The sequence below is a fragment of the Limnothrix redekei LRLZ20PSL1 genome (assembly GCF_043235035.1).
Classification (GTDB): Bacteria; Cyanobacteriota; Cyanobacteriia; order CACIAM-69d; family CACIAM-69d; genus CACIAM-69d.
Map to the genome: position 1 here is coordinate 45,674 of NZ_JAZAQF010000022.1, position 20,778 is coordinate 66,451.

12 protein-coding genes and 1 pseudogene are annotated in these 20,778 nt (G+C 56.2%); 7 read left to right on the forward strand and 6 right to left on the reverse strand.

All coding sequences use genetic code 11. The features are described 5' to 3' along the window. Positions 1–11 precede the first annotated feature (11 nt). Positions 12–791 carry a photosystem II S4 domain protein gene (locus tag VPK24_RS04390; protein WP_393010901.1) on the forward strand — a complete coding sequence of 260 codons (780 nt, stop codon included), beginning with the start codon at positions 12–14 and terminating at the stop codon, positions 789–791. A 140-nt stretch (positions 792–931) separates the two neighbouring features. Here VPK24_RS04390 and VPK24_RS04395 read toward each other — a convergent pair whose 3' ends face one another. Next, a complete protein-coding gene (locus tag VPK24_RS04395) occupies positions 932–3,247 on the reverse strand; it encodes a caspase family protein (protein WP_393010902.1) in 2,316 nt (771 codons plus the stop codon). A 385-nt stretch (positions 3,248–3,632) separates the two neighbouring features. Between VPK24_RS04395 and VPK24_RS04400 the strand changes: the two genes are divergently transcribed. The 3 genes and pseudogenes from VPK24_RS04400 to VPK24_RS04410 all read left to right on the forward strand — a co-directional run bounded on the left by VPK24_RS04400 (position 3,633) and on the right by VPK24_RS04410 (position 7,290). After that, positions 3,633–4,412 (forward strand): ComF family protein, encoded by a 780-nt coding sequence (locus VPK24_RS04400; RefSeq protein ID WP_393010903.1) that lies wholly within the window; start codon positions 3,633–3,635, stop codon positions 4,410–4,412. A 114-nt stretch (positions 4,413–4,526) separates the two neighbouring features. Continuing rightward, complete coding sequence (locus tag VPK24_RS04405; protein ID WP_393010904.1) at positions 4,527–5,993, forward strand: slr1306 family protein; 1,467 nt, start codon at positions 4,527–4,529, stop codon at positions 5,991–5,993. Between the two features lie 108 nt (positions 5,994–6,101). Beyond that, a pseudogene (locus VPK24_RS04410) lies at positions 6,102–7,290 on the forward strand (RNA-guided endonuclease InsQ/TnpB family protein). 363 nt (positions 7,291–7,653) lie between these two features. Here VPK24_RS04410 and VPK24_RS04415 read toward each other — a convergent pair. Together VPK24_RS04415 and VPK24_RS04420 are read right to left on the reverse strand one after the other, a co-directional pair. Then, the gene (locus VPK24_RS04415) at positions 7,654–7,971 is read right to left on the reverse strand and encodes a DUF6679 family protein (protein ID WP_099532785.1); all 318 of its coding nucleotides are present in this window, start codon (positions 7,969–7,971) and stop codon (positions 7,654–7,656) included. A gap of 331 nt (positions 7,972–8,302) precedes the next feature. After that, positions 8,303–9,340: a histone deacetylase family protein gene (locus tag VPK24_RS04420; protein ID WP_393010905.1), complete on the reverse strand. Its 1,038-nt coding sequence runs from the start codon at positions 9,338–9,340 to the stop codon at positions 8,303–8,305. A 1,326-nt stretch (positions 9,341–10,666) separates the two neighbouring features. Here VPK24_RS04420 and VPK24_RS04425 point away from each other — a divergent pair. Further along, a complete protein-coding gene (locus VPK24_RS04425; RefSeq protein WP_393010906.1) occupies positions 10,667–13,195 on the forward strand; it encodes an ATP-binding protein in 2,529 nt (842 codons plus the stop codon). 80 nt (positions 13,196–13,275) lie between these two features. Here the strand turns inward: VPK24_RS04425 and VPK24_RS04430 are convergent, their stop codons facing one another. Continuing rightward, the gene (locus VPK24_RS04430; RefSeq protein ID WP_393010907.1) at positions 13,276–15,024 is read right to left on the reverse strand and encodes a succinate dehydrogenase/fumarate reductase flavoprotein subunit; all 1,749 of its coding nucleotides are present in this window, start codon (positions 15,022–15,024) and stop codon (positions 13,276–13,278) included. A gap of 19 nt (positions 15,025–15,043) precedes the next feature. After that, a complete protein-coding gene (locus tag VPK24_RS04435) occupies positions 15,044–15,346 on the reverse strand; it encodes a hypothetical protein (protein ID WP_393010908.1) in 303 nt (100 codons plus the stop codon). 425 nt (positions 15,347–15,771) lie between these two features. Between VPK24_RS04435 and VPK24_RS04440 the strand changes: the two genes are divergently transcribed. Next, positions 15,772–18,033: a transglycosylase domain-containing protein gene (locus VPK24_RS04440; RefSeq protein WP_393010909.1), complete on the forward strand. Its 2,262-nt coding sequence runs from the start codon at positions 15,772–15,774 to the stop codon at positions 18,031–18,033. A gap of 346 nt (positions 18,034–18,379) precedes the next feature. Continuing rightward, complete coding sequence (locus VPK24_RS04445) at positions 18,380–19,369, forward strand: alpha/beta hydrolase (RefSeq protein ID WP_393010910.1); 990 nt, start codon at positions 18,380–18,382, stop codon at positions 19,367–19,369. A 38-nt stretch (positions 19,370–19,407) separates the two neighbouring features. On the opposite strand, the gene VPK24_RS04450 is transcribed toward VPK24_RS04445, so the two are convergent. After that, positions 19,408–20,472, reverse strand: coding sequence for an ABC transporter permease (locus tag VPK24_RS04450; RefSeq protein WP_099532794.1), 1,065 nt, complete (start codon positions 20,470–20,472; stop codon positions 19,408–19,410). Positions 20,473–20,778 lie beyond the last annotated feature (306 nt).

The window sequence follows — 20,778 nt, forward strand, 5'->3', positions numbered from 1 at the left end:
TCAAAAAGACCGTGCTACCTCGCGAAACCCTGCTGAAACGTGCAACCCACCGAGAAACGATCGCCCGGGCGATCGACCTGGCAGACCAGAGCCTAAAAACCTGGGAACCGGCCGTGAGCGATTTTTTGTCACCGCCGGAAATTGCCGACATCCAAACCGTCTTCAGTGGCTTGTCGGAAGTGGTGTTCATGCCTTGGGGGGGCTATCCCCAAGCGGAACGGCAGCGGGTGGCTTTTGCCCGATCGGAACTGCCGCTGATCGCAGACGCGATCGAGGTGGCAGCCTTGGAAATTGCCGGGAATTTTTTGTTTGACCCGGCCACCCATCGCGATTTTTTGGGGGCCCTGTTGGGAACGGGGTTGGTGCGTGACAAGGTGGGCGATTTGTTGGTGCAGGGGGAACGCGGGGCCCAAGCCCTGGTTGCGCCGGAGGTGGTGGAATTTTTGGAGCTAAATCTCACTCAAGTGCGATCAGTGCCGGTGAAGACCCGCGCCATTCCCCTCGGTGAACTGAAGGTTCGCGAACCCAAGAAAAAGGAAATGACGACGGTGGAGGCTTCTTTGCGCCTAGATGCGATCGCCTCCGCCGGGTTTGGCATCTCCCGTAGCAAAATGGCGGAGGCAATTTCCGGGGGCGATGTGCGGGTGAACTGGAAAGACATCACCAGCCCCAGCCATTTGCTGAAATCGGGGGATCTGGTGGTGTTGGCGGGCAAGGGCCGCCTCTCGATCGGGGAAATTGCCACCACCAAGAAAGATCGCTATCGGGTACAGCTCACGCGATTTGTTTAGGGGGTTTAAGCCAGTTAACTCTCACTATCGAGTACAACTCATGCGATGTGTTTAGGGGGTTTGAGTAGGCTAACTCTCACCAAGAATCGCGATCGCTGCCGTCCCGGTTTCATATCTTTAGGGCATCTTCTCAACATCCGTTAGCGGGCGGGAGCGCGTTTTTTCCATTGGGCGATCGCCTGTTGGGCGCTGGCATAGGCCGCCGTGTTGGGTGGCACTAGGCTGGCCGTTTGGATGGCAGCGGCCAGTTGGTTGGCATTAGCGCGACCTTGGGCAATTTTGAAAATTTCTTGGCTCCAAAGATTGATTTGGTCGCGGGCGGCGGGATATCCCGGTTGGTTCACGGGCACGCTGCGGGCCAGGTCGATCGCCCGGTTATAGCTGGAGGCTTGATTAAGCTGAATTTGGCCGGCGGCTTTTTGCAAAATGGCGCGGTTATTGGCCTGTTGCTGCTGGAGGGTTTGCCATTGGGCGATCGAGCTGCGTGCCTCTTGGTACACCTCACCCTGATCGGGCGCAACAATTTTGGCCGCCGCGATCGCCCCGCCAAAGTCGCCATTGAGGGCCCGCCCCTTGGCCAAGTCCAAAATTACCCGGCTCCAGCGGTCGATCGCCTGCTGGGCCTGGCCATAGCCCGGATCTCCCGGTTTGATTTCTCGGGCCCGCAAAATTGCTTTGCCAAATTCCGAAGCCTGATTCGTCCCGATCGGGATCCGTGCCAAGTTCAATTGGTTCACCCCGGTAGGGCTGGCGGCCGGCGGCGTGGGGCTGGGGTTAGGACTGACTTGGGGGCTGGGTTTTGGGTTAGGCAACCCCGACTGAGCAACGGGAGCAGGCTGGGGACTCGCCAAAGGGCTAGGTTCCGGCGGCGGCAACGTCCGGGAGCCGGTGGGGGGCGATGCCCCATTGGCCGGCGCGGGCAGCGGGGTAGCGGGGGGTATATTCGCTCCAAAAGGGGCGGCCGGGCTGGGCGTTGGGGCCGTGATGCTGGCTCCAAACAGGGCCGCATAGTTGCGGGCCACCACGGCCGCCAACAGCACAATTCCCAAAATTCCCAACCAAGTCACCAACTGGCGCGCAAAGGCCAAGTCACTGGCGCTAAGACCAGCCGTGAGCGGGCCAATCAGGGCCAAATCTCGCTGGGACTCGGGAATCGGTTCCGGCGGCAGGGCGTTGGGCGGGGGGGAACTGTTGGAATGCGTCGCCTCGATCGGGAGCACGGGCGCGATCGCACTTGGGGGCCGCAAGTTGCCTGACTCCGCCGGGCGATCGCCGTTGGGCACAGCCGATGTGAAGGGGTTCGGTGTGGCCAGTCCCGGTTGCGCCTCTTCCGCTGGAACCCAATCATTGGCAAACAGCGCCTCAAAGGCACTGGGTTCCGTGGCCCAAGCATCGGGCAAATTGGCGGCGGACGCGAATCGATCGAGCGCCTCATCATCCAAAGCCGGACTTTGCACCTGATCTGACCCAAACACGCCCAGTTCTGGCGGTTGGTCGGGTTGTGAATTGGATTGCAAATTGGGCTGTGAGTTGGGTTGATTGACTGGGTAATCGAGCTGGGGATCAGGCGGTGAATCACTGGGCGACCCATTGCCCAGAGGGGCGATCGAAGGTTCCGCAGCCAAGGCCGGCGCACTGGCCGGAAACACCACAAAGGACTCGATCGGGAGCGGCGGCTCTGGCATCATGCGCCCCACCACCGTTTCATAGAGCCGCTCGTGGGGATGGGCAAACACTTGCACCTGGGGCGCAACTCGGCCCTGCTCCTGGGCTAAGGCGCGGGTCGTTTCCCGCAAAAACCGTGAAAGGGCATAGAGATTCATCCCCTGGGATTGGCCCAGGGCCGCCGCCAGGGCCGGAGCCAACAGGCCGCTGCTTTGGCGACCCGCCCCCGGTTCTGCCAACAAAATCGACAACCCCATTTCTTGGGCCAAAAGGGGAATTTCACCGCCCACCGGGGCCAGGTTTTCGGTGGGCGGCCGGCTCAAGTCCAAAACCAACAGCACCTGACCACCAGGGCCAACCCGATCGCTCGCCAATTTCAAATATTCACAAACTCGCCGCAGGGGAATCCCCGCCGTTGCCGCCCGATCCAGGCTGGCTTCGATGGGTAGCAAATAATCCCGATCGCGATGACTCACCCCATAGCCACTGAAAAAACACCAAAGGGTATCACCGGGGTTTACCAATTCCGTGGCGGCAAAATCCAGCCAATATTCCAGATTTTCGCGATTGGGATAGGTGGGGCGATCGAGCAGGGACAAGGAGCGATCGCTCAAGATCACGGTTCGATATTGGGTTCCCGCCAAGCCACTCGTTTGGCTTTGCCAAGCCTGGGCCACGGTGACCACGTGGGACTCCGCTTCGGGCAGTGGCGGCAATAGAGGATATTGACCAATCCCGATCGCGATCGCCCAGTGGGTTTTGCCCTGGGTTGCACTGGAACTCGTCACCATCAAAACCCCTTCGTGCAATGCGTTTGTCTACTGTGCTTGGGTTGGGCTGGTTGTTGTGGCCCTGCTCGATCGTCTTGAATTGTTTTCAATTTTGCCGCCCCGAATTCCGTCGCCCCGGATGTTGAGCACATCTTGAGAGCATCTTGATCGAGGGCAGAACCCAAGCCAAGCGATCGAACCCATCGAAAAAGTTGCCCAAACCATATCACGGCCGTCCGGCGCTCTGGAAAACGATCGAAATAGCTACGGGATGGCTATCGATTCAAGGGCTGGGATCGTTATGAAATTAACGCTTTTCATGTTTATGCGAGATGATGGATTCATTAACTGATTTCAAAACCGATTTCAAGGGTAACGTTTGGGGTGGTCTGTGGCGAAATCTTGGGTGAGCCGATCAATTGAGGCCCTGTCGGATTTGGTTTGGCAGCGATCCTGTGAGCTATGCGATCGCCCGGCCAAGCACCAAGGCCTCTGCCTCGCCTGCGATCGTCGCCTGCTCGCCAGTCAACTGCCCCTTGAGCAACGGTGGGGCCGCTTGCCCTCTGCCCTCGTTTCGTCGGCTCCCCTGTTCCTGGCTTGGGGGCTTTATGACGGCTCCCTGAAACGGGCGATCGCGGCCCTGAAATACGAAGGACATCCCAAACTGGCCGCAACCTTGGGCCAGGGTTTGGGTCGTCTGTGGCTGGCACCGGGAACCGATCGGGCAATTGCAACCCCTTGGCAACAGCTCGATCAAGCGGCCCCTTGGGTGATCCCGATTCCGCTCCATGAATCTCGACTGCAAAAACGCGGCTTTAATCAGGCGGAATTGTTGGCCAAGCATTTTTGTGATGTAACCGGCCATCGTCTGATCCCCAATGGCCTGCAACGGATTCGGGATACCCAAGCGCAATTTGGCTTAGGCCAGGGCGATCGAGCAGCCAATGTGCAGGGGGCCTTTGCCTTGGGGCCGGGTCTGGGGCAACAACGCCCCCGATCGGTGATTTTGCTGGATGATATCTACACCTCCGGGGCCACAGTTCAAGCGGCCAGCAACAGCCTGCGGGCGGGCGGCTGGACGGTGGCGGCGGTGGTGGTGGTGGCCCGATCGGCCCAGCGTCCCGCTCCCGGAACCCACCCACCAACCCGATCGACCCCGACGCGCCCGAAACGTAGAGATTCTTAATTGATCGCAACGACCGGAAAACTCGTCCGCTAAAATTCGGTTGCACGGCCGCTGCGCGATTGCCATGGCCGCCGTCCTTCCCCCCTTGCCTATTTCTTCAAAGGAGCCAGATTCATGGCGCTGCCCCTCTCCAAATCCCTGACTGATAAACCCCTTTGGCTGCTGGGTGCGGGGGTTGCCGGGGTGTGGTTGGCGCTGGAGGTGCTGAACCAAGTGCTCCATGGGCTGGGCAGTTGGCTGCCGGCCGGAGCCGTGGCCGTGGGCGCGGGCCTGTGGTTAACGCGACGACGATCGCTCCCGGTGGCCCCGGTGACGGAGCCGAGCACCCTCGATCGAGCTGCTGCGGAACGGGCGATCGCGCGGGCCCAAGGCCTACTGAATTTGGTGGCGGCAGAACTACCCACTTTTGCGGCTCAAGATTGGCAAACCCAACTCGATCGCCTGACCCAAGATTTAGATCGATCGCGCCTGGCCCTGGCGATTTTGGGAGGCCCCGCCGTTGGTAAATCAGCGTTGGTCAACAGCTTGGGCACGGCGGCCCTGGCGATCGACTACCAAGAACTGCCCAGCCTGTTTGTGGGGGGCGAAACCCAAGATCCGATCACGCTGGACTTGGCCCTCCAGGCCGATCGGGCCCTGTTTGTGACAGCGGGCGACATTACCGAAACGGAATACGAAACTTTGGAATGGCTGTTGGCTCACGAGCAGGCCCCAATCGTGGTCTTCAACAAGGCCGATCGCTACCTGCCCGCCGATCGCGACACCGTGTTAACCACCATTCAACATCGGCTCCATGGGCAATTGCCCCCCACGGCCATCATCCCCACCGCCGCCGCACCGGCTGCGATCAAAGTCCGGAAACATGCGGCCGATGGTACGGTGCAAGAATTCTTGGAGCAGCCGGAGCCGGACTTGGGAGCCTTGGTCACCGGCTTGCAAAACACGCTCATGGCAGAGGGCGATCGCTGGCGGTGGCGCACCACCCTGCGGCGAACTCGGCAAATGACGCAGCAGTGGCAAACCACCCTCAAAACCGATCGACGCGATCGCGCCATCGGAGCGATCGAGCAAAGCCAATGGATCGCCGCTGCCACGGCCTTTGCCAATCCGCTGCCTGGCCTGGACTTGTTGGCCACGGCGGCAATTAATGGCCAATTGGTGATGGACTTGGGCCAGATTTATCAGCAACGGTTTTCCCTCGATCGAGCCCAGGCGATCGCCCAAACCCTCGGGGAAGTCATGCTCAAGCTCGGGTTGGTGGAACTGGGCAGCCAGGCGATCGCCACCGCCCTCAAAACCAGCGCCCTCACCTACCTGGCCGGCGGCGCAATTCAGGGTCTCAGTGCCGCCTACCTGACCCGAGTGGCGGGTCTGAGCTTGGTGGAACTGTTCCAAGCCCATGTGGAAGCGGAATGGGCCGGCCAACCGGAGGGCGAAAACTGGCTCAGTCCCGATCGTCTGAGCACCATTCTGCGGCGCGTCTTCGAGCAAACCCGCCAAAGCACCATCATCCAAACCCTGATCGACCAAGGGCGCGATCGACTGTTTCCCAATGCTGCAACCAGCGCTGCTCCCAACTAACACCTACGCCGATGGTCTTTGCTTAGAGTCTTTTTGACCAAAAGAAAGGGTACAAGCCCCGCCCTTCTAGGGCGGCTTTTTCGATTAACCCCGCTGATAATGTTAGTTATGAAAGCACGATTTCGCTACCGAATTTATCCCAATCGCCTGCAAAGATTAATGCTGGCAAAAACATTTGGCTGCGCTCGTGTGGTCTACAGCGATGCAATTCGGTTGCGTCAAGAACTCTATTAGCAAGGGGAGAAAGTTAGCGATACTGAAATTCAGAAACGAGTCATCACCCAAGCCAAGCTAACCGTTGAACGTGAATGGCTATCGGAAGTTGCATCTGTGCCGTTAGTTCAATCCTTGCAAGATGCCCATCTGGCTTTTCGCAATTTCTTCAAAAGCTTGAAGGGTGAGCGGAAAGGTCGCAAGATTGGGTTTCCGAAGTTCAAAAAGAAACACTCAACTCAATCCATTCGATTCACGACCAATGGGTTTTCGGTTAAACCCAACTCAGTTTACCTAGCCAAGATCGGTTGTGTGCGGGTCAAGTGGTCAAGAGAACTGCCATCGGATCCATCATCAGTGACGATCATCAAGGATGCAGCCGATCGCTACTTCGCGTCGTTTGTCTGTGAAGTGGATCTGATCGCTCTGAAGGCTATCAATGATGGAGTTGGTATCGACTTAGGATTAACAACCTTCGCCACTCTGTCCACAGGCGAAAAGGTACTAAGTCCCAAGCCTCTAACCAAATCCCTGAAGCGATTGCGCCGCGCTCAAAAATCCCTCAGCCGCAAGGTTAAGGGCAGCAAGCGCCGATATCTAGCCCGACGCAAGGTGGCCCGGATTCACGCCCGCATCAAGGATCAACGAACTGACTTCCTGCACAAGCTATCGACCCGAATCGTTCGCGAGAACCAAGCGATCATTCTGGAAGATTTGAATGTGTCGGGCATGGTCAAAAACCGCAAGTTGGCGCGGGCGATTTCTGATGCTGGCTGGTACAGCTTCCGCCAAATTCTACGGGCGGGATTTCCAGGTGATTAGCCGATGGGAGCCGACCAGTCAGCGCTGTTCATCTTGTGGCCAATTGGGTGGCAAGAAACCCCTTGATGTACGCGAGTGGGTGTGTATGCACTGTGGTGCGGTACATGATCGCGATGTGAATGCCGCCATCAATATCCAAGTCGCGGGCGGGCAGTCCGAGACTCAAAACGGACGTGGAGGCAAGCGTCAGACTGGTTCGCCAGCAGCAGCCCGTGAAGCGTCAACCCGTGGTCTAGTCGAGCAACTGCGGTTGTTTGCCTAGGGCCGGAATCCCCGCTCCTTTAGGACGGGGAGGATGTCAACGCACGACCTGGAAGCTGAGCAGACCAGAAACCAGCACTCAGAAACCAGCACTCAGAAACCAGCACTCAGAAATCAGCATTCAAAGACACCGGCTGAAACCCGCCCGGCCCACTAGGCCCCAATTTGCTGACCAATTGAGAGGCCCAAAAAATGAGGCCCAAAAAATGGGAACGACTGGTTGGCAGTCGTTCCCATTTCGTTATTCAGCTTGGTACTCAGCTTGATTGGGTTGGATTCAATTACCGGAATCGAATCCCATTGATAGGGCTAGCTGTGGACAGAAAAACCGGGAAATCTCCCAGAAAATTTCCTCCCCGCCCTGCTACTTGTCCGCGTCCTTCTTATCCGAGTGATTGCGAATTTGCTCCGCTTCCGGGCATTCTTCCGCTACGGGCAGATCTAAGACACTGCGCCGAGACACCGAAGCAAGCTTGCGCGTCACCGAGCCGATACTTTCGAGGCGCACCATTTCTTCCCAAGCACAGGTTTCGTCGTCCTCTTCGGTTTCGTAGCGCAGGGTCACGAGGTCGCCTTCAATGTCAAGGATTTGTGCGCGCTCGATCCAGCGCTGCTGATCGCGCAGGAATATGCACACTTCCTGTCCGTCACAGCAGAGCTGATAAATCTTGCGGTGTAGCATAGCTTGCCTCTTCTAAGGTGGTGAACTGGCCCCTGCAATTGAGTGGAGTTGCAGTTTCAAAGTTTGATTGGGGGGCAGTGGCTTCACTGGCGCTGCCAAGCAACCATTCAGCGCTAATGACAACCACAGGATCGGGGGAATTTGGCCCAGTCGATCCCCAATCCAACTTCCATGCTGGCCATGATGGCAATTTGCTTGAGTTGTCGGCTGACGATCGAGCAAGCGGGTCAAGATTGCTCGACTGCTCCCCCCATTCTAGGCTACGGGGTTAGCTTTCAGCGCTCCGGGTGGCCAAGCATCCCTACGCCATATCCTAGCGCTTGGCTGTTCGTTAGGACGAGAGACAGGCCAGGATCGTTTCATAGACCGATCGCGCCAGACTGTTGAGATCGTAGCCACCCTCCAACCCCAGCACCATTCGACGGCTAATGCCCAGGAGCGATCGCGTCAGCCATCCATAATCCTCCGGTTGGAGATGAATTTGCGCCAACGGATCGTCTCGATTGGCATCGTACCCCGCGCTAATGATCAACAAATCGGGATCAAAGTTCCGCAAGAACGGCAACAATTGCGCCTCAACCAAGGCCTGATAGGTGCTGCCGTCGGCTCCCGGGGGCACGGGCAAATTCAACAGTTGATAATCTCGATCGGCAACTCCGGGGCGACCCGTGCCCGGATAGGCCGGTGATTGGTGAATGGAACAGTAGGCAATTTGGGGATGATCCCGCACGATCGCCTCAGTGCCGTTGCCGTGATGCACATCCCAATCCACGATCGCCACTCGCTGTGCCTGGCCCGCCTCCAGGGCCGTCAAGGCCGCGATCGCCGCATTCGCAAACAAGCAAAACCCCATCCCCCGATGACGCAGGGCATGGTGGCCCGGTGGTCGCGCCGCCACAAACACGGGTTGTCCCGTTGCGATCGCCTCGTCCATGCCATCCAGCCAGGCCTGCACAGCCAAGCGAGCCACCTCGTAGCTACGGGCAGAAATGGGCGTGTCAACCTCCAGTTGCCCACCGCCCCGATTGGCCAGCAATCGCACGTGATGGATATAGTCCGGTTCATGGGCCCGCCGCAGGGCTTGGGTGAGCGGGTCGATCGGAGCATCGCTGGCGGGCACTAACTGGGGGCTATGCCAACGGAGCCGATCGGCAAAGGGAGCCGTTTGCAAGGCCGCCACAATTGCCCTCAGGCGATCGGGTCGCTCCGGGTGGCCCCAGCCCGTGTCATGCAGCAAAAACTCATCGCTGTACACGATCGTGACCGCCCCATCGTCGATCGGCCCTGCTGTCACCGGTTGTGCCTCCGCGCCTGCTTCTGTGCGCCCCTCGGCCCGAACCTCAGTACTTGGGGTTTGCTCACTCAGCATTCACCATCTCCCCATAACCCAGTAATTTCACGGCAACCTTTTGGTTTTCTATGCCTATTTTTCTCACAGCCTAGCCAACGCAATTGGTCGTGGCTCAAGCATTATCCAGATCTCTGCGTTAATTTGACTTAAAAATACCCAAAACAAGGTCAAACTGATCAAATTCCCCATAACCTATTCCACCATCAACTAACTTCGCAAATCGATTTCTCATAGCAAACATTGCAACATCTCAACCGCACAACTAACTTCAGCAGGTTGATGCCCAATATTCATTTCCTAATGACCGTCATCAAACAATTATTTTGGCGTTGCCCGATCGAGACTACTGAATTTCAAAGACAATTGGCTTGTGGACAGTTCCAAAAATTCGTCGAAAATTCGTCGAAAATTCGTCAAATCTAGAATTTTTCAGGAATATTCAACCCAAATCACGAATTAGTGGTCAATTTCTGATTGATTACGAGGTCTTGAGTCGATTAGCTCACCAAATAGGTTATCTTGGATTTTTCACTTAACCATTTCTTTGATTGATCTTTGTTTTAACAACAACTCTCAAGATATTAATAAACTCATGGATTAATCAAGATCAATTATGATTAACATTTGGCTCACATTCAATTAATCAATTATTTCTAAAGAACAATTTTTAATCATATTTATATCTAAAATAATTTAGACTTTCCAGATTACGATTAACTCAAAAGGTAGTGCCGTAATTCAGTAATGATGAGCCGGTGAAAGTCTTGCGGCGTAAGCGACCAGCTACCGAAAATCATCACCTCACAGGCACTATTACTCAAAAATACTCAATAAAGGAATATTTGATTTTGGTATTCATTCTCATTTTTTCATATTAATATCTAGTTTTTTCGCTTGTCTATCATCACTACTGAACAATTAATCAGTTTTTCAACCAATGCTTCATCTAAAACTAAGTTTTTTGATTTTGGTGCGTTTTGCAACCAAACAAGTTTAAAAAAATACGGATATTCAAAGCAAGTCACTGAAAATTGGGGATCTCAATCACCCTAAGGCTGGATTTTTGACCTTTATTTGAACTTCGATTGTCAGTAAATCATCTATTGGCGTTAAACTAAGTAGTAGTTAAATTATTTTATGAATTGTTGGATGAACTACTTTGGTTATTATAGCTACAATTTTTGATCACTTTTAATTTTAAATCTCCAATAGTAGAGTATTATATATTTCACATAAATCCAAAGTCCATTTTCAATATAGACAGTCAGAAATTGTCCTTTTATTCACTTTTGTCAGTTTTTGCAACGGCAAAAACTTTCAGTGTCTACGGAATTTTTGTGATCCATGTCTCAATCCTCTCGGTTTGCATTCAAATTGCCCCGCACTTTGGGTTCCATTGAAACCTGGGGTTTTGGTTTCAGCGGTTTGTTGCTTTGGCTGGGAACCGCACCGGCCATGAATGCGGCCTTGGGGCTTGGCTCCCTGTGGGTTTGGATTCCGGGAGCAGTGATTGGCACCTTGCTGAATCTACAGGTCAGACAGCTCGGAGTTCATGATCAGGATCGATCGGGCGGAACGCCAAACTATGCCACTCAGTTACTCCATAAGTTCCCATTTTTAGCCCGCTACAGCGCGATCGGCTATTGGCTAGGTTGGGTGTCGGTTCCGCCCATGAATGCCATCATTTTGACCGACTTAATTCAGGTCAGCTTGGAACCGCTGGGAGTGGATTGTCCGGTCACCGCCTTTCGTATTTTATTCACCCTGCTGCCCTATATTGTCACCTTTAGCAACTCCCGAACCGTCGGAATTTTACATGCCTTTTTTGTCATACCTGCTATTAGTTGCCTGTTAATTTTTTGCCTTCAAGGCTTCAGTTGGTTGAGCCTTTCGCCTCAAAGTCCAGGTCTTTTTTCGTCGGCCAACTTTAGTCTTGGTTTCACAGATTGGGCCAAGTGGTTTTTTGTGGCCATTTATGCGGTATATGGCTGTGAAACGGCTTCCTCTTTTGTAGCTGACAGTCGCCAACCACGCCGCACGCTGGATTGTTTGGTGGCCGCCGCGATCGCGCTACCCATTGTTTATGTCCTGGGGTCGTGGTTGTTGGCGCGGTTGGCCATTTCTCCCCGGCTAGGTGACAGCGCCTATTTGCATCTAATGGCGACAGCGGGGCCGTTTTGGGGCAGCCTCACGCCCGGCCTGGTGACGTTTCTGATTGCTTCCGGTTGCCTGCTCAGCTCCGCCACGGCCGTTTCCAACTGTCCCCGGGTGCTTTACCAGTTAGCCCAAGACCGCCATCTTCCGGCCCTGTTTTCGGTGGTTTCGCCGCGCGGAGTTTTGGAGCCGGGCCTGTTGTTCACCTTGGGGGTGAGTTTGCTCTGTTTGGCTTGGGGTAATGTGTCGAGGGTGGTAATGGTTACCGGAACAGGTTACCTCAGCGCCATGATGGGCATCCATTTGGGGCTGTGGCTGCAACGGAAACGCCCGGAAGTGCGCTGGCCCCGATGGTCGCTGCTGTTTTTGGTCATGGAGGTGATCGTGTTTGTGGTGGGTGGCTTGGCTTGGGGCTGGCAAGATTGGCTGATTGGCTTGCTGTTGCCCATGGCGGTCGGCGTGGCGGCCCAGGGGGTGGGAAATTGCCCGATCGCCCTCTGCCAGCCGGCCTGGTGGAGTCACCGCTACCGCCCAAGGCCCATCAATATCCAACGCGATTGGGTGGTGTTTCAGGTCACGGTGCTGATTCTGCTGCTTTGTGGCGCGGTCAGCATTGGTTGGTTCGCGCGGGCTGGGCTGGATCGATTTTCCTTCGGTAGCCACGGAGCCGTGTTCAGCATTGTGTTAATTACGGTGGCGTTTTTGGGGGTGGCGATCGCCTGTTGGACGAGCCTGTCCCAAATGGCCGCCATGACAGAAGCCCGCGATCGACTGGAACGCACTCTGAGTGAATTACAAAGAACCCAATTGCAACTGGTGCAGTCCGAAAAAATGTCCAGTTTGGGTCAATTAGTGGCAGGGGTTGCCCATGAAATTAATAACCCGGTGAACTTTATCTACGGCAACCTGGAGCATGTGCGTACCTACGCTCAGGATTTGTTGAGATTATTGCAGTTATACGCGAAGTACTATCCCGAGCCAGTTGCAGAAATTCAAGAGGAACAAGAGGCGATCGAGTTGGATTTTTTAGAAGAAGATTTGACGAAAATCTTGACTTCTATGAAAGTGGGGAGCGATCGCATTCGAGAGATTGTGTTGTCACTACGCAATTTTTCGCGTTTGGATGAAGCGGAATTAAAGGCCGTAGATCTGCACGAAGGCATTGACAGCACAATTACGATCCTCAAGCACCGTTTAAAAGCCAAGGCCAATCGCCCCGCGATCGATATTATTCGTGAATATGGCAATCTGCCCCCGATCGAGTGCTATCCCGGCCAATTCAATCAAGTGATCATGAACATTCTGAGCAATGCCATTGATGCCCTTGAAGAAGCCACCACCAACCGCGATTATCAAGACTTGCAAGCCCATCGTCAGTGGATTCGGATTCGGACTCGAATTCAAGAAATAGAACTGCCCTCCACCAATTCCACCGGATCCTCACTGAGTGATAGCAAACCCAACATCCGATCTAAATGGCTGTTGATAGGCATTGCTGATAATGGCCCCGGCATTCCTTTAGACATCCAACGGCGCATTTTTGACCCATTTTTCACCACCAAGCCGATCGGGAAAGGAACCGGGATGGGCATGTCCATCAGTTACCAAATTGTTGTGGAAAAACACCAGGGCAAACTGGAATGCTTTTCGCAGGTGGGTGAAGGAACTGAGTTTTTGATTCAAATTCCCCTCAACCTAGGAGCCAAGTGCAAATCCTAGGGGTGAATTCCAACCCAAGACCAGCTTATTTCAAGGCCACTGAATCAAGCAGGGGTTAAGTTGGGAGATGAATTGGGAGATTAATACTGGCGAGCTTGGGGTTCAAACAGGCCTAACGTCACCGGCATATATTGCAAATCAATGCCCGAGGGCGACCAATAGGCCAATGTATGTTTGAGATAGTCCTGATCATTGCGATCGGGGTAGTCCTCACGGCAGTGGGCCCCACGACTTTCTTGGCGACGTTCAGCAGCGGTCAAAATGGTTTGCCCCACCGTAAAGAGCGATCGCAGCTCCAGCGCCTCAATCAGTTCCGTATTCCAACAGGTTCCCCGATCGTCCAGCCTCGTATTTTCGATTCGCTGGGCAATTTCCCGCAGCTTTTCCAGCCCCGTTTGCATCAAGTCCGCTGTCCGAAACACCCCGCAATATTGGGTCATGGTGTCTTGGAAATCTTGGCGCACTTGGGCGATCCGCTCTGACCCTGGATGTTCCAACAGGGCCTGGAGTTGGGCCCGGGCCTCCGCCAGGTAGCGCGATCCGTCCAAGGATGGCAACTTGCGCCCGCTGTCTAAATATTGGGCGATCGCCCGGCCCGTGCGCCGGCCAAACACAATGCATTCCAGCAGGGAGTTGCTGCCCAAACGATTGGCCCCATGCACCGACACACAGGCCGCCTCGCCCGCCGCAAAACAAGCTTCCACAAACCCGGTGCCACTGCTGCGAACCCGCCCATTCACATCGGTAGGAATGCCGCCCATGGAGTAATGAATCGTTGGGCGCACCGGAATCGGTTCCTCCACCGCATTCACTCCCAGCAGGCGATGGGCCTCTTCCCAACAAAAGGGAACGCGGCTCATGATCGTTGCTTCGCCCAAATGCCGCAAGTCCAGATGCACAAAGGGGCCGCCCGCACTGCCATCGAGATGAATGCCTCGCCCCGCTAGCAGTTCCTTAACGATCGCCCGAGAGGTAATATCCCGAGGGGCCAACTCCATGCGACTGGGGGCATAGTCCGCCATGAATCGATCGCCCGCCGCATTGCGCAGGTAAGCCCCCTCACCCCGCACCGCCTCCGACACCAACACCCCCACCGGATAAAGCCCCGTGGGATGAAACTGCACAAACTCCATATCCTCCAGGGGAATGCCGGCCCGGGCCGCCATGGCCAGCCCGTCTCCCGTGGAGGCGTAATCGTTGGAGGTGGTGTTGAAGGTGCGGCCATAGCCCCCCGTGGCCAACATCACAGCCCGGGCCCGGGCCAGCACTGGCTGGGAATCCCGCAGATTAAACATCACCAGGCCCTTAGCCTCGCCCTCTTCCACGATCAGGCGCATCACATACCACTCTTCGTAGAGCGTGACCCCCATTCGCTTCAGATTCATCACCAGCTCATGCAAGATGGCATGGCCCGTTTTGTCGGCCGCGTAGCAAGTGCGCCGATGGGAATGGCCCCCGAAAGCCCGCTGGGCAACGCGCCCATCTTCCAGACGCGAGAACAACACCCCCAAACGTTCCAAGTCCACCACCACTTCCGGGGCTTCTTGGGTGAGGATGGCCACCGCGTCTTGATCCGCGAGGTAGTCGGATCCCTTTACCGTATCGAAGGCGTGGGCTTGCCAGGTGTCTTCGGGATCCACGTTGTTCAACACGGCGGCCATTCCCCCTTGGGCGGCCACCGAGTGCGATCGAATCGGGTGGGTTTTGGCCACCAGTCCGATGCTGAGTTTGGGATTTTGGCGGGCAATTTCCAGGGCTGCCCGACAGCCGGCCAGCCCGCCCCCCACGATCAGAACATCGTGAATTAACTCGTTTAGCGGCTCATTCATGGGCAAGCCCCAAATTGTCCTAAAGAGCCTGGGCCGGTTGGGTGGGTTCGTAGTCGCCACCCGTGGCCAAGTCCGCCGCCGCCTCCACCGCCACAAATTCGATGTGGTTCAGCAGGGTGGTGACAAAGGCAAACAACAGGAAAGGTAAAGATAGCACCAAAATCAACCCAACCATGGACAGGGCATACAGGGGCTTGCTGGCTCCCAACAGGGCGAGCGCGCTGGCCAGGCTCAGGAAAATCACGATCAACCAAGCCATGATCTGGCCGTAGATGTCTCCAAAGGTCAGGGTGCAGCGAAACTGATAGCGTTGTCGGTTCATGGTTCGATTCGATGGCCTTCGGATTGCCAGATTGAACACTATCTCCCCAGCCTAAGGGGGGCTAAATCGGAGCGTCCATGGTTGTCGATGTTTCTCAACAATTTTTCTCGAATTCGTTTCAAATCCTTGCGTTTCTCAAGTTATCTTGACAAGATTCTGGCAACTCTTGAGGCCGTTGCATGGCCTGAAAATCCAGGAATTCCAGAAATTCTAAAATTCCAGAAATTCTAAAAGCCCTGGCAGTTGTTGGGAATTCCCGAAATGTTTGGGATCTGGTGTTTGGGATCTGGTGTTGGGATCTGGTGTTGGGAATAATCCCGATCGACCCGGGGGCAGGTGGACAGTGGCCGGCGATCGCTACGCGCTTTTCTAGGATCGTGTTGAAATAATGATGGCCATTCTGTCATTTTGATCCCGATCGCCCTATGGGCCCAAATCCTACGCCGCCTCCGCCTCAGCCCGCCAAAACTATCCTGGGCCGTCTGCGCCAAACGGTGACCCAGCTTTCGCGGGTGCAATTGGCCCGGCTGAAGTTGGCGGCTAATGCCAACCCGCCCCGCATTGTGATCTATGAGGCGGGCAGCGCACCCCGAGACTATCCCCTGTTGGGGGACTACTACCTCTTGGGGCGATCGAGCAAGGCCAACGACATCCCCCTCAACAGCCCCGTGGTCAGCACCACCCACGCAGGCTTGCGGCGGGTTCCCAGTTTTTTGGGCAGCACCTTTGCCATTGAAGACCGCAACTCCACCAACGGCACATTCAGCGGCAAAAAACGGATCAATGGGCAAATTTTGCGCCACCGGGAAATGGTCGTGTTGGGGCCGCCGGAGCTGGCGGACTCGGTGCGGCTGCAATATGTGGATCCGCCAACGCCCCTGGTGCAAGTTCTGCGCTATGGACTTTCGGGGTTAGCCGGGGCGATCGGGCTGGTGAGTTTGGCAGTGATTTGGCAATGGCAGGGCATTCAGATTTTGCCCCTGCCCCAGGCCCAGCGTGGCCCGGTGATTGTGGTGGCGGGGGATGGGCAGCCGCTCCAGGCGATCGAGCGGCGGGCCCACCAGGAAGCCAAGAGCCTGGGGGAATTTTCGCCCTACCTCAAAAAAGCATTGCTGGCTTCGGAGGATGCACGTTATTACTGGCACTTTGGCGTTGACCCGATCGGGATTTTGCGGGCCTTGGTGGTGAACGCGCGGGAAGGGGAATTGCAACAGGGAGCCAGCACCCTTTCCCAGCAACTGGCCCGCACCCTTTACCGGGATTATGTGGGGTCAGACAATTCCGCCGGTCGCAAAATCAAAGAGGCGATCGTGGCCCTGAAGCTGGAAAGTTTCTACGGCAAAGATCGGCTGCTGCTGGCCTACATGAACCAAGTGTTCTTGGGCGGCAACTTGGCCGGCTTTGAGGATGCCGCTCGGTTTTATTTTGAAAAATCCGCGCGGGATCTAGACCTGGGCGAGGCGGCGATGCTGGTGGGCATTTTGCCAGCCCCCAATCGCTGGAACCCGGCCCGCAATTACAAAACAGCGGTGCAACGGCGAGATTTGGTCTTGCAGCGGATGTTGGATCAGGGCGCTGTCACCCTGGAGGAGTTCAAGCGGGCCCGGAGATCGCGCGTGGAGGTGAGTCCCCGAGCACGGGAAATTTTGCGATCGACCCGTGCGCCCTACTTTTTCAACTACGTTTTTGAGGAATTGGAGCAGCTTTTTGGTTCCAGTGTGGCCCGCGAAGGCAATTTCTTAATTGAAACCCGCTTGAACTTAGCAGCCCAGACCGAGGCCGATCGGGCCCTGCAACAGTTCATTGATGCCCAGGGCGGCCGGGCCGGAGTCAGTCAAGGGGCGATCGTGGCGATCGACCCCACTGATGGGGCCATTCTGGCCATGAGTGGTGGCCGCAGCTTTGAAGACAGCCAATTTAACCGCGCCGCCAACGGCCTGCGCCAGCCCGGCTCCACCTTCAAGCTATTTGCCTATGCGGCCGCCCTGGAAAAAGGCATCAGCCCCAACACCGCCTACAGTTGTGCCCCCGTGAATTGGATGGGGCAACGGTTTCGGGGCTGTCGATCGGGCAGCGGTTCCCTGAACATGGTCAGCGGCGTGGCCCTGTCCGAAAACCCGATCGCCCTGCGAGTGGCCGAAACGGTGGGGCTGGATGAAGTGATTGGTCTGGCCCAGCGATTGGGAGTCACCAGCCCCCTGCGCAAAACTCCCGGCCTCGTGCTGGGGGAAAGCGAAGCCACCTTGCTGCAAATGACCGGAGCCTTTGCTGCCGTGGCCAACAATGGCCGCTTTAACCACGCTAAGGCGATCACTCGCGTCCTGGACACCAGCGATTGCACCGACCCGCAAAACCTGCAAACCTGCCGCGTCATGTACGATGCCCAGGCCGATCAGCCCGGTGCTAACCAACCGGTGCTCTCGCCCCAGGTGGCCCAGACCATGACGGATCTGCTGCGGGGGGTTGTGGTGCAAGGAACGGGGCGATCGGCCGCCAAGGTGCCCGGAGCCGTGGGCAAAACCGGCACAACGGACGACAGCGCCGACCTTTGGTTTATTGGCTATGTGCCTGGCCGCAACCTAACGGCTGGGGTTTGGTTGGGCAACGACACCCGCAAACCCACCGATGGCAACAGCGGCCAAGCAGCAGCGGTCTGGGGAAATTTCGTCAGCCGCCTACTGCCATAACTAAACGAACCGCAAGACTTGAGCGGATCTCTGGAAAGACCCAAATCCTAGGAAGTTGTGCCATTTCCCAAACTGTCCCTGAGCAGCTTTCCCCGGTGGGCTAGCCGCTCGCCACTCCATAGTCCATGAATGAAGGAGTTCTGGGTAATTTGCCCCGATCTCCCTCGCGATCGGGGTTGAGGGCGATCGGGGCGCTTCAAAAAGCGGTTGGTGGGGGTTTGAGCGAGGAAGCGAGGACAGGATAGGTTGAACCCAGAGTCAGTGAATTTGCTGAAGGTGGCTTGCCCGCCGTTTATGCAACGGCTGACCTCTGTCTTTCAATCGCTGTTGATCGCCCGTGACTGCCATGGCCACCCCTCTGTCTGCCCGTCCTTACCTCTCCGGTTTCGAGGCCCTGTCGGCCCAAGAACGCGCTCAATTGCACCCGGATGCGGTTCCTTTTCAGCTAGCGGCTGCTTTAACCACAGCCAAGGAGACGACCAAGGGCCGATCGCGCGGGGTGGTGATTGGTCTCCATGGGTTCACTGCAATGCCCTACGGGGTGGGGCCTGTGGCCCGGGCGATCGCCCAGCAGGGGTTGGATGTGGTTGCGCCCTTGCTGCCGGGCCATGGCTGGCGCGATCGCCCCGTTCAGGAACGGGAAATTGCAAAAATCACGCCCGATCGACTGTTGGCGGCAGCCCGAGACGAAGTGCGTCGGGCCCGGGAGCAATATGACTTTGTGGCCATGTATGGCGATTCCATGGGCGGCGCGATCGCCCTGATTCTGGCGGCGGAAGGTTTGCTCGATGCCTGTGCAGTAACGGCTCCGGCGCTGCAACTGCCCTTTCGAGGAGCCGTCTTGGCGCGATATTTGGGCTGGCTCAATTTTTCAATTCCCAAGCGCCTAAATCGCCGGTTCTATGCCCCCTGCTATGAGTTTGAAAATGCGCGGGCGGGGCGGGTGCTCTGGCGCTTGTCGCAACGGGCCAAGGCGGGACTGGAGCGGATCACCTGTCCGGTGTTTGTGGCTCATTCCCACGCCGATCGCACCATTGCTTACCAGGCGGCGGAGTGGGTGCGCGATCGGGTGGCGGGCCCGGTGGAATTGCAATGGTTTGATCGATCGGGCCATGTGTTGCCCCTGGATGTGGAGGGGCCAGCAGTGGCAACGGCCATTTCTCAATTTTTTCAGCAGCAATTTTCTCAGCAGCAGTTTTTTCGCCCCCTCGAAAGCCCAACCCCCCAATCCCTAATAACCGCCAAGCTCAAACAGCTTGAGTCGAAATCCCGATTGGGCGATCGGCCTTGGTCTGGCGGGCCGGAGACCACCGCCATTAATTTTGCTTTTAGCTAGCTGCGATGAATTCGTACTTTGGAAAATAGTTTGCCCACCTATTGCATGGATTGCAAATTAATCCGTGGATCCACAAATTTCAGCAACAAGTCCGCCAACAAATTTCCCAAAATCAACATCACTGCGCCCATCATCAAACTCGCCATCGTTAAGTACAAATCTTGGACTTGAACCGCCTGCAAAATCAGCCGACCCAAGCCCGGCCAGTTGAAGAAATATTCCGTGATGAACGCACCGCCCAGCAGGCTGGAAAATTCAAAGCCCAAGAGCGTAATCAACGGGTTCACCGCATTGCGCAGCGCATGGACATAGATCACGCGGTCTTCGGGCAATCCCTTGGCCCGGGCAGTGCGGATATAGTCTTGGCGCAACACATCCAGAAGCTGACCGCGCATCAACCGCTGCAAGCCGGCAAAACCAGTGATGCTGAGGGCAATGGTGGGCAAGATGGAATGCCAACCAATGTCTAAGAGTTGCTCGATCGGGGACAGTTCACTGAAATTCAGGCTGGTCATGCCCCCCACGGGCAAAAGGGGCGAGAGATTTTGGGCCACAAACAGCAACAGCAGAGCCGTGATGAAGCTGGGGAAGCCTTGCCCCAGATAGCTAATCACCTGCAAGGCACGATCGACCCAGCGGTTGTGGTGAATGGCGGCCACAATCCCAAGCGGCAGGGCGATCGCCCAGGTGGCCAGCAGCGACAGCACCGCCATGTAGAGAGTGGCGGGAATCCGTTCCGCCAGCAGGGATGTGACCGATCGTTGATACACAAAACTCGTACCGAAGTTCCCTTGGGACACCACCTGACCCAACCAGCGCAAATATTGCTCAAGGGCGGGGCGATCCAAACCAAATTGCTTGGTGTAGAGGGCGAGGGTGTCGCGGCTGATTTGCGGATTTTGGGCGATCGTGTCCAAATAGCTGCCGGGAGCCAGATCCACAATCACAAAGCACAGGGCCGAAGCCAACAGCAAGGTTAAGAGGGCTTGCAACGTGCGCTTGAGAATGTAAGTGCTGGTGTCTCCTGTGGCGATCGCCCAAAGCCGCTGAAGCAACTGTGCGAGGTAATCGTCTGGTTGTGAAACCCGCTTTGAAACCGGCATGGCATTTGTGGTGGATTAGCCCCGTGGCGTGGCCCCAACGACGGCTCGATGGGGCAGGCCCTGGGGCCCACCCCGATCGCTGTCAATCGATGGTCTGGACAACAGGATACCCAAGAATCAACGATCCGTCCTCCGCTGGGGCCTGGGAGTTCGTGGGCTAATCAACGGCATCTTCCAAAAGACCTCTTGCACGAATAGAATAGCGGTGTAGAAAGTCGCTGTCACCACCCTCGGGAGATGCTCTACGAAAGCCTCGCCTCGCTACCCCCATCACAGTTCCGCCGTGCCTGTGGCTTTAGTCGTTCC